The 11,115-nt window shown below is 57.6% G+C and carries 4 protein-coding genes; 3 read left to right on the plus strand and 1 reads right to left on the minus strand.

Going from position 1 to position 11,115, the window contains the following annotated elements; translation table 11 throughout:
* Positions 1–127 precede the first annotated feature (127 nt).
* Both NMA52_RS15355 and NMA52_RS15360 read left to right on the plus strand, forming a co-directional pair.
* A complete protein-coding gene (locus tag NMA52_RS15355) occupies positions 128–3,853 on the plus strand; it encodes a PKD domain-containing protein (protein WP_254828582.1) in 3,726 nt (1,241 codons plus the stop codon).
* A 357-nt stretch (positions 3,854–4,210) separates the two neighbouring features.
* Positions 4,211–7,933: a PKD domain-containing protein gene (locus tag NMA52_RS15360; RefSeq protein ID WP_254828583.1), complete on the plus strand. Its 3,723-nt coding sequence runs from the start codon at positions 4,211–4,213 to the stop codon at positions 7,931–7,933.
* A 73-nt stretch (positions 7,934–8,006) separates the two neighbouring features.
* On the opposite strand, the gene manA is transcribed toward NMA52_RS15360, so the two are convergent.
* Positions 8,007–9,179: a mannose-6-phosphate isomerase, class I gene (manA, locus tag NMA52_RS15365; RefSeq protein ID WP_254828584.1), complete on the minus strand. Its 1,173-nt coding sequence runs from the start codon at positions 9,177–9,179 to the stop codon at positions 8,007–8,009.
* Positions 9,180–9,286: 107 nt separating this feature from the next.
* Here manA and metK point away from each other — a divergent pair, with 107 nt between their 5' ends.
* A complete protein-coding gene (gene metK / locus NMA52_RS15370; protein WP_254828585.1) occupies positions 9,287–10,540 on the plus strand; it encodes a methionine adenosyltransferase in 1,254 nt (417 codons plus the stop codon).
* The last annotated feature ends 575 nt before the right edge of the window (positions 10,541–11,115 follow it).

Consider the following 11,115-nt stretch of genomic DNA (forward strand, 5'->3'; position numbering starts at 1 on the left):
CTGCTACGGTCCCGTACCGTCAGTAGAGCCTGTTTTATTTTATGCCGGCGTCGGGGGGTCATTTGCCCCGCCGAGCAGTTTGCGCCGGTTGCGTTCACCACCTTGTCTTTAACACACACTTTACCTTTTGAACACGCTTTCCTTCCGCTCCATAATGGCGCTGGGTTTGCTGATCGGCCCCTCCTCATACGTCGGCGCGCAGAGCGCCTGTGGTGAGGAAGATCCCTTTTTGCTACCCCCCGCCCGCACGTTCTGCGTCGATACCAACGACGTGGCCCGCATATCCTTTAACCTGATTAACCAGGGTGAACCGGGAAACTACAACGTAGCCTTTCCGGACGGGACCGATACCACGTATATCGGGATTGCCACCTCCGTTCAGGTCGAGCATGATCTTTATTTCCACTGCTCTAATCCGCCGGGGTCACCAGATCCTCCCCGGCCGGGAGCGGAATTCTATACGTACAAGGGCCAGCTGGTGATTACACGCACGGACTGCGTGGACGAAGATCAGAAGCCGCAAATCGGTACCTACCCCTTCAACGTTCTGCCCAATCCCATTCAGGATATCGTGGTCGACGACGTCTCGTGCCGCAGCGCACCGTACGGGGTCGATCTGACGGCTAAAGTATGCAACGAAGCCCTGGTCAGCGGCTATCGCTGGTTCGTCGACGGTGAGCAAATCGAAGGGGCCACCGCACGAGAACTTAAGGGCTTCGTCTTCGCATCGCCCGGCGTGCACACGGTCGGACTGGCGGTCACCACCCACAGCGACAAGTGCGAGTCGTTTACGTTTGAACGGACGATCGAGATCACCACTGCCCCGTCCATAGAACTCGACTATCAAGTCGATAGCTCCGCGCTTTGCTCCCCGTTAATCACGGTCACCACCCGTGCACGATTTGAGAACGCCACCTTCTTCCGGTGGACCAGCACGGCACCCGACGTACACTTTTCCGACCCGACGGCGGCGAATCCGGTCATTACTATTCTCAACGGTCAGGCGAGTTCCCGGCACATAACGGTGACGGCCGGCAATGACCACTGCGACGCGGTAAGCGAATCGTTTACCATTTCGACTTACGGAAAGAACGTTATCCGACCCGGTGGCCCACTGACGGTATGCTCGGATACGCCGTCACCCCTCTGCGATCAACTCGTCTACGAACACCAACCCCGCCGGATACGGTGGTCTTCGTCGGACCCTATCGACATCGATGATCCGAGTGCGGAATGCCCCGAGATCAGAGCTGCGGGCCGTGGCGTGTACACCCTGTACGCTCACGGTATCGACATCTGCGGCCTACCGTTTGCGGATTCCCTCTCCGTCCGCGTAAGGGACGGCACCCCCCTGACGTACGATTTCTCCGCGGTAGATACTCTCTGTGCTGCCGGAGGTGCGCTTCCCTTGTTGGATTTCGTGGACCGCCCCGACAACGTGAGTGCCATTACGGGGAAAGGCATTACCGGTAACCGCTTTGACCCCACGGGGCTCAGCGGCCCGGTGGCGGTTGAGTTGACGGACAGCTGCGGGTTGCGCTACGCAGTTGATTTCTACGTGATTCCGGAGGGTAGGTACATCGGAGGGAACCTGCGGGTGTGCCACGGCGGATCTCTTGATTTGCAATCCGTTCAGGAAGGGGAGTACAGTGGTCCCGGAGTAACGGACAATGTCTTCGTCTCGGCAGGTTTGCCGGAAGGGAAATACAGCATTCACTACGAAAGTACCGCGTTCTGCGGGGGTGGGGGAGACTTCACCGTAACCGTTGATCCCGTTCCGGTGGCGGACTTTTTTATTGCCAACACGGCCTGCCGGGGGGGCGGGGCCGCGGGAGCAACGTATACTTCCGGCGAGCCCATCCAACTGGTGAACCGATCGAACGCCCCGGTGCTTTCCTACGCCATACGGGAAACGGGGGAACGCATAGAGCGAAAGGAGGAGGCTTCCTTCACCCTGTCTAAGCCGGGCACCTATGGCATCGAACAAGTTGTCGCAACCCCCGACGGATCGTGTACAGATACCTTGCTAAAAGTAATTGAAATCGTACCGACGTTCCGTCCAACCTTCACCTTCCGAATTGACAGTGCCGGCTGTGATTCGCTCCGGATACTATTCCACAGCAACGACGCCCCGTCAGGTGCCGCCTACACCTGGGCGTTCTCGACGGGTGAGTCCAGTCACGCCGAAAACCCGGTCCTGAGTTTGGCCCGCCCCCACGTAAGCAGCGTACTACAGGCGACCGTAGTGGCAACCGACGGGTGCACGAGCCGCCGCGATACCCTGCGTATGCCACTGCCGCGCCGGTTTCAGATCGGCATCGGCATCCTGAACGATAACAATACGGTTTGCTCCGGAGATACGGTCTTCCTGGTAGATAATTCAGTCAATGCCCACGAACTCCGGTTCACGTTCCCGGACGGGAGGGTGAGCGAGACGGTGCCCCCATATTTGGTGGTATCCAACGAGAGCCGAACCGTACTTAAGTATCCCATCCGCGTGGATGGTACCAACCCCGGTTGCCCGTCGCGCTTCGCGGTGGATACTCTGTACGTACTGCCCGTGACCACCGAGGCCGCCTTCAGCCTGAATTACGACGAAAGCTGTTCGCCGACTAGGGTGGAGGTCGTCAACCATTCCACCCCCGGCAGCAGTGGTCAGCTTTCGTGGGGCGACGGCACGATGCAGCATCTGGCGGCCGGCGACACGGCTTACCACACCTATACTTCCACCCGCGACAGCGCCTTCCTGATCTCCCTGGTGGCCCGCCTCTGTGGTCGGGACACCTTTGCCACCCATTTCACGGTACGTGGCCGCCCTGACGCCAGCTTTCGTGCAGCGCCTGTCCGGACGGCGTGCGTTGACGAGGAAATGACCTTCGTACCGACCGTCAGCGAGCCGGGCACCAGCTTCGAGTGGCACTTCGGCGACGGGTACACTTCGCGCCATCCATCTTCCCGACACACTTACCGAAACCCGGGTCATTACCTGGCGCGATTGCACGTTGTCAACGAAAACGGCTGCCGGGCGGTGGACAGCCTGGAGGTAGCCATTGAAGAATACGCTGGGCCCCCGCTGAACGTAGTGATCCCGCCCGCGGTATGCGTAAATGCGCCGCTGAACATTGCGGTAATCGGAGGCGGCACCCCGGCAGCGTTGACCTACGACTACGGTAATATGATGCGCACCCGGGAGCCCGTGGCCAGGCCTTACCAACAAGCGGGGCAGTACATCGTGAGTCTGACGGCGACCGACCACAACGGCTGCCGTGCCGATACCTCCGCCGCGATCGCCGTCCATCCCGAGTTCAGGGTCGCGATTACGCCCACGGATCCGGTGACGGTAGAATTCGGAACGTCCCTGGACCTTACGTTCTCCATGTCTCCCGAACGGCACCTCGACAGCATCCGGTGGGAAGGCCACCAAGTACACAACCCCCACACGCAGTGGACCGAGGTAGTACCCCACCACGACGGTATATATCGACTGCGCGTAACGGACGAATACGGCTGTCTGGCCACGGACTCCCTGGAGGTTTTCGTCCGTAAGGATTACGAGGGTCGGGTGTATGCTCCGAACGTCTTCAGCCCCAACGGCGACGGGCACAACGATGCCTTCGCGCTCGCGGCGAAACCCCATACGGTTCGCGAGGTTCAGAGCCTGCGCATCATCGATCAGTGGGGTACCATGGTATACGAATGTCGCCACTGTCCCACTGATGGCAATTCCACCGGATGGGACGGTAATATCGGGGGAAGACCGGCCAGGTCGGGTGTTTACTTATGGGCCGCGGAGATTGAATTCGTCGACGGCAGCAGAAGGGTACTTACGGGCGACCTCACCCTCATTCGCTAGGTTGGCAGTTAGCTCCTGCGTTCCCGCCCCATCCAAAGCGTGCGCGGTGATTTAAGTGTTAAAGTTTGAAATGCGGCTGCAATATCTCGACCCCGGAAACCGATATGACTACATGCACCGGGAATGAATTCCGGCGCGACCGTTGTGTTGGCCCTTCGGGGCAGTGATTTTGGATTTTTTTATTTCCTGGTCAATTGTTGCCAGCGTCTCTCAAACGAAAAATACGTCGGTTCCACACTTTTGTTTTCGAACCGACCCCCCGTCATCTCTCATTTGCGCCCACCGGCCAAGCTGACACCTTTATACCCACCCGTTTGTAGGACCTGACAGGATTGAGCGAAAATTGCCTCAGTTAAGATGTCCCACCTACTAAAGATTTTTCTCTTCCTGTTTCTCCTGGCTCCCGTCGGAATTATTTCCGCCCAGTCGAGCTGTGGAACGGAGGAACCCTTTCTGCTCCCCCCCACCAGCACCTTCTGTGCCGACAGTAGTGGGATGGTCACCGTGAGCTTTAAGGTGTACAACAACGGCGACCCCGGTACCTACCGCGTCAAGTTTCCCGACGGCAGCGACACGATCTACACCAATGTGGTCAATACCGCCACCGTGACCAAGCGGTTCATGTTTGACTGCCAACAGCCCCCCGGCAAACCCACCCCCCCCAGTAATGACGCTCTCTACTACGAATACCAGGGCGCACTGACGATCATCCGGGAAGATTGCGTGGATGAGCGGGGCGACACCCAGAAGGGGTCCTACGATTTTCGGGTAGTTCCGAATCCCATCGTGGACATCAAGACCAGCGATCTGATCTGTATCGAGGAACCATTCATCGTGGACTTCGAGGGTAAAATGTGTAGCGAGAAACTCGTGGAATCGTACCAGTGGTTCATGGACGGCGAATTGCTGGAAGGCGAGACCAGCCGAAAGCTACGTGGCTATCAGTTTGACGAACCGGGTTCCCACATCGTAAAACTGGAGGTCACGGCCTTTAAGGGCTGCGATAAGTACTACTACGAAAAGCCCATCACCATTCGGCCTAAACCGCGAATCGAGCTGAGCTACGATCTGGACACCACCCAGCTCTGTAATCCTACGATACAGATTATCACGAATAACACTTACGAATACGCCACCAAGTTTTCCTGGTCGAGCCCCTCGGAAGGCGTGACCTTCTCCGACCCTTCGGCACCCAATCCCGTCATCGATATCGATAACAACAAGGCCGGTGTGCGCACGATCATCATCAACGCATCCAATCCATACTGCTCGGCGGTTACGGACACCATTGAAGTCACCACCTTCCGCGGCCAGACCATTGAAGTTGTCGAAGAGATCGTCACCTGTACCGGCTACGTTCTCGACCTCTGCGAAAGCCTGAGCTACCAACCCGTTCCGGACAACATCCGGTGGTCGGCCGATAAGCCCGGCGTCGGATTTAGCGATTCCACGGCCGTTTGTCCTACCCTTACCTTCAGCGATCCCGGTGAATATACGATCACCGCTTCCGGCACCGACGTCTGCGGCGAGCAGTACCGCATCCCCGTTCCCATCCGGGTGCGGGACGGTACCGGACTGGTGATTGACATCAGCACGATCGATACGATCTGTACGACCGAACCCCCCGTCGCGCTCCTGGATTTCGTGTCCCGCCCCGACAACGTGAGCCGCATTTCCGGACCCGGGGTAGCCGATAACATTTTCAACCCCTCCCTGGTAGAAGGCAACGTACAGCTCACGGTCATCGACAGCTGTGGCGCATCCTACGACCTGGACTTCCTCGTAATTCCCCAGGAACTCTACCTCGGCGAAGATCTGGTGATCTGTCAGGGCGACACCGCAGACCTCTATGGCATACAGCCGGGAGATTATACCGGGACCGGCGTGGAAAATAACGTCTTTCATTCCGCCGAACTGAACGTGGGGGTCTACCGCATCGCCTTCTCCAGCCTGACCCACTGTGGTGGTCAGGACACCTTCAGCATCACGGTACAGGAATTTCCGCAGGCGGCCTTCCGGGTCGTAACGGACAGTTGCGGCGGCGGAGCGACGGGAGCCGTGTTTGCCGGCCTGGATCCCATCAATGTGGAAAATCTTTCCACCGCCCGGGTACTTTGTTACGAAATTTTGGAAACCGGCCAGCAGGCGTGCAATCGCGAAAAGGCCCGCTTCATTCTCCAGGAACCCGGTACCTATACCCTGCAACAGGTGGTTGCTTTCCCCGGCGGGCAGTGTACGGACACGACTACGCTCAGCATCCAGGTTCTCTTCCCCCCGAAGCTCGACTTCTACGCGGACATGGACAGCAGCATCTGTGATTCGCTGACCATCGGCTTCTCCGTCGGCCCACAGCCCGAAGGGTGGACGTACGACTGGTCGTTCACCAGTTCGGACCGCAGCACCGAAGCCAATCCGGTGGTAGAACTGATCCGGCCGCTCGCTCCCGAGGTGCTCGGCGTCAATGCGGCCGTAAGCAATGCCTGCTATACGACGGCCGATACCTTCGGGGTAGTACTGCCGCTGCGTTTCCGCGTGTCCTTCGACATTCTTAATGACAACAATACCCTGTGCTCGGACGACACGGTGTTCCTCTCTAATACTTCGGTAAATGCCTTCAACTACCGGGTAAGTTATCCCGACGGTCGGCAGTCTACGACCCTGCCCCGTACGCTCGTGCTGCGCAATACATCGGATCGGGTACTCAAATATCCCATCACGCTGGAGGGATCCAACGAGAGCTGTGCCGACGAAATGCATTCGGACACGATCTTCGTGCTGCCCATCACTACGGAGGCCGCCTTCGGGCTTAACTATAAGGACATTTGTTCGGAAGCCGAGGTAACTCTCGACAACAGTTCCACGCCCGGTGCCCTGACGTTCGTGCACTGGGGTGACGGTTCCTCACCGCAGTTCATCGACGACCTGGAAAGTCTGAAGCACAGTTACAACGTCGAACGCGACACCACTTACAAGATCGATCTCGTTGCCCAACTGTGTGGTATCGACACCTTCAGTCACTCGATCACAGTGCGTGCCTCCCCGGACCCCTCCTTCGACGTACTAGCTACGGAAGCGAACTGCGTGGACAAGGAGATTCAGTTTACGCCCACCGGAAACTCGACTACCTACGGACTGGATTGGGACTTCGGTGACGGTCAGGTGTCTCAGCAGAAAAATACTAGCCACGTATTCAACGAGCCCGGTAACTACTCGGTCAAGCTCCAGGTCGTCAGTCGCAACGGATGTATCTCCGTGGACAGCACCGAAGTCAGCATCGGCGAGTACAACGGAGCGGACATGGCCTTCGAGATGCCCCGGACCGCCTGTGCCGACACGCCCTTCGATCTCCAGGTGATCTCACCCCAGTCGGGTTGGACGTTTGACTACGGCAACGGATTGGTTTCACTGGATGATCCCATCGAAACGCCCTACTTCGAAGAGGGAAAGTATACCATGTACCTCAAGGCGACCAGCGCCAACGGGTGCAGTATCGACAGCAGCACCGTGATCTCCGTGTACCCCGGCTTCTCCGCGGCCATCCAGCTGGCGACGAATCAGGACACCATCGTGGAGTTGGGCGATAAACTCAACCTCCAGGTGCACGTGTCCCCCGCCCGCAACATTCAGCAGATCTGGTGGTCCGGCGATTCCATCGCCAGCCCTAGTGCGCGCTACACTTCGGCCCTGCCGCTGGATGATGGTTTTTACCGGGTCGATCTTATGGATGTACACGGGTGTACCGCCTCGGATTCCGTACGGGTGCGCGTCAATAAGGACTACCGGGACCGTGTTTATGCTCCGAACGCCTTTAGTCCCAACAACGACGGCTACAACGACTACTTCGGCCTTGACGTGAAGGACAACACCGTACGGTCACTGAGATCGATGCGCATCATGTCACGGTACGGAGCGGTGGTCTACGAGTGTAAGGACTGCACCACGGGAAGCGTAAATACCGGTTGGGATGGCCGGTTGGGGGGTAAGGCCCTCGAAAGTAACGTCTATATCTGGGCCGCAGAAGTCGACTTTGTCGATGGAACCAGCCAGCTATTTACTGGTGATGTGACGCTATTGCGTTAACATCCGGGTAACCAGATTAGGTCTTTTTCCCTGTTGAAGAGGCTTGCCGGAGTGTTCCGGCAAGCCTCTATTTTTAGTTGACCGTAGCCAGGTAGGTCACGCTATCCTTTGCCGCCGTGAAGGTCGTCTGACAACCGGCCGGGATGAACACCGTTCGCGCTTCCTCACTTACCGAGCTCTGGCCCCGTAGTTCACCCTCCATAAGTAGGAGAATGGCCGCGCCGCCGGTGGTGTCTATCTCCAATGACTCGCCGGATGTAGTACGGGCTACCCATAACCGGAAATCCGGTGCCGGGGTGGGGTAGTACGCCCAGCTTTTTCCGGTGTCGACTGGAGACAGCAAGTGGGGTTGCACGGGCTCGAAACGGGTTTTATCCATCAGTTCGGGCACGTCGATGTGCTTCGGAGTCAGGCCTCCCCGCAGCACGTTATCGCTGTTGGCCATCAGTTCGATGCACACACCTTCCAGGTAGGCGTGTGGAATGCCGGCGTCCTGGAAAATGCCCTGTCCCGGTGATAACTTGACAAGGTTAAACCAGAAAATTGAGAACATCCCCCGATCGTGGTGGCCGTCTTTAGTGTATTGCTCCACGGCCCGTTTAGCCCAGAAGCGGGGCCGATCGCGGGTATACTGCCGCTCCTGCAAGTCGGCCACCAGGGGAGACAGTAAGCGATCGACGGTAGCCGTGTCCGCCGCCATGACGTGGGCGTAGAGGCCTTCGGTACCCTTATTCGAAAGGACCGGCAAAAGTTCCGCCCAACCGGGAATCTCCTGCAGGGAGCGTTCAATCTCGGCCTGGTCGCGGAAGCCGTGGAGCAAGTAGAAATCGGTAAGGGCGACCCCAAGTTCCGGTTTATGATTGTCGTCGCGGTAGTTGCGGTCGGGCGCGTCGCGGGCGGGTCCGTCCCGTTCCTCCCGCGCGAAGCCCGCTTCGGCGGCCTCTTTGGTCGGGTGGACCTGAATGGAAAGCATCTCCCGTACATCGAGGATCTTGAGCAGGAAGGGGAGGCGGTCATCGAATCGCCGGGCAACGTCTTCGCCGAGCGTTTCACGGGGCTGTCGGGCGATGAGTTCGTCGAGGGTTTGATCGGTGTTCCGAAGCTGAGCGGGACCCTTAGCGTGGGCGCCCATCCATAACTCCGCCCAGGGTTCGCGGTCCGGATTATCCCGGTGAAGGAGTTGGGGGAGGTAGCTGTGGCCGCCCCAGGCATAGTGCTGGATGACGCCTTCAAAAGGATAGAGCATATGAAGCCGTTGGGTAATGTATTGACCTAGCACAAGGTGTGGGGTAGGGGATTGGTTCATTCGCAAATTACCTACCTTGCGCGCTATTCCAGATCAACCATCTATACATGCCCTATCTCTTTACTTCCGAGTCCGTATCCGAAGGTCACCCGGACAAAGTTTCCGATCAGATCAGCGACAACCTGGTCGATCATTTTCTGGCTTTCGACCCCAACTCCAAGGTTGCCTGCGAGACCCTGGTAACGACCGGGCAGGTGGTGCTCGCCGGGGAAGTCAATTCTTCCACTTACTTGGACGTACAGGAGTTGGCTCGCGAGGTCATTCGCAAGATTGGTTACACCAAGTCGGAATACATGTTTGAGGCCAATAGCTGCGGAGTGCTTTCGGCTATTCACGAGCAGTCGCCCGACATCAACCAGGGCGTAGTGCGGCAGCAGGCAGAGGAACAGGGCGCCGGAGATCAGGGAATGATGTTCGGCTACGCCACGAGCGAAACCGAAAATTACATGCCGCTGGCCCTGGACCTGAGCCACCGTATTCTGAAGGAACTGGCAGCCGTGCGCCGGGCCGGAGAGAAAATGACTTACCTACGACCCGACTCCAAGTCACAGGTCACGATCGAGTACGACGACAACCACCGCCCGGTGCGGATCGATTCGATCGTCGTCTCTACGCAGCATGATGATTTCGCGGACGACGAGTTGATGCTAAAGACCATTCGGCAGGACGTGATTGATCTGGTTATTCCCGCCGTGCGGGATCAACTCAAGCCCGAACTGCAGTCGCTCTTTAACGGTGAAATTACCTACCACATTAACCCTACGGGCAAGTTCGTCATCGGCGGTCCTCACGGAGATACCGGATTGACGGGGCGTAAGATCATCGTCGATACCTACGGGGGCAAGGGCGCCCACGGTGGTGGTGCCTTCAGCGGCAAGGATCCCAGCAAGGTCGACCGGTCGGCCGCCTACGCCACGCGCCATATTGCTAAGAACCTGGTCGCCGCGGGGGTGGCCGACGAAATTCTCGTGCAGGTGAGCTACGCCATCGGGGTGGCTAAGCCTACGAACATCTACGTCAATACCAACGGCAGTGCTAAAGTAAATCTTACGGATGCCGACATCGCGAATAAGGTCGCCAAGATATTCGATATGCGTCCCTACGCCATCGAGCAGCGGCTAAAACTCCGCAATCCGATCTATCTGGACACCGCGGCCTACGGCCACATGGGGCGTCAGAGTGAAACCAAGGAGGTCACCTTCCGGAACGGCTCCGGGGAAACGAAGACCTTGACGGTTGAAACCTTTACCTGGGAGAAACTGGATTACGTAGCGGAAGTGAAGGAGGCGTTTGGTTTGTAGAGAGGCTTTCTAGGCGGTTAGGCGGTTAGGCGGTTAGGCGGTTAGGCCGTTAGGGGAGCGTATGTATGAGACGTACATTCCAGTGGGCGGTACATGTCCTGCAGTGAGTGCTGAGGTGTGGTATGAAGCTGCCCAGAATCGTTGACAGCAACTTTGCTGCGGATAGAGCTAGTATGCGAACTGCTCCTGACTCTTAGGTTTATGGTAGCGGTCAGCCCCGTTTATCCGATTGGTGATGTACCCGATTTTGATGCACTTAATAATACTGCTGCCGAAACTGCCCGGAAACATGTACCGCAACTTTGCTACAGAGACAGCTAGCGTGTGAGCCGCTATTTTCTCGTATGCTCATCGTACCGGCCAATCCCATGTACACTTCGGTTAGTGATGTTCCAGCTGTCGGAATAGTCAGGAAAGTGCGCAGGTCTGGCCGCTGCACCATTACATACCACTGGAGGTGCTCAAACAAATAGACAGTGACTTCGGCCTGGAAGGTTTGGTATCTTTCAAATCTTCAACCCGACATCATGTCCAAATTACGAAAACGATTCACCCGGGAGGAGCGCCTGGAACTG

Origin of the sequence: Lewinella sp. JB7, assembly GCF_024297185.1 — a bacterium.
Lineage (GTDB): Bacteria > Bacteroidota > Bacteroidia > Chitinophagales > Saprospiraceae > Neolewinella.

Bases quoted from the DNA above. Each gene is read 5' to 3' on its own strand.
- metK (WP_254828585.1), top strand. From the start codon at position 9,287: ATGCCCTATCTCTTTACTTCCGAGTCCGTATCCGAAGGTCACCCGGAC.
- NMA52_RS15360 (WP_254828583.1), top strand. From the start codon at position 4,211: ATGTCCCACCTACTAAAGATTTTTCTCTTCCTGTTTCTCCTGGCTCCC.
- manA (WP_254828584.1), bottom strand. From the start codon at position 9,179: ATGCTCTATCCTTTTGAAGGCGTCATCCAGCACTATGCCTGGGGCGGC.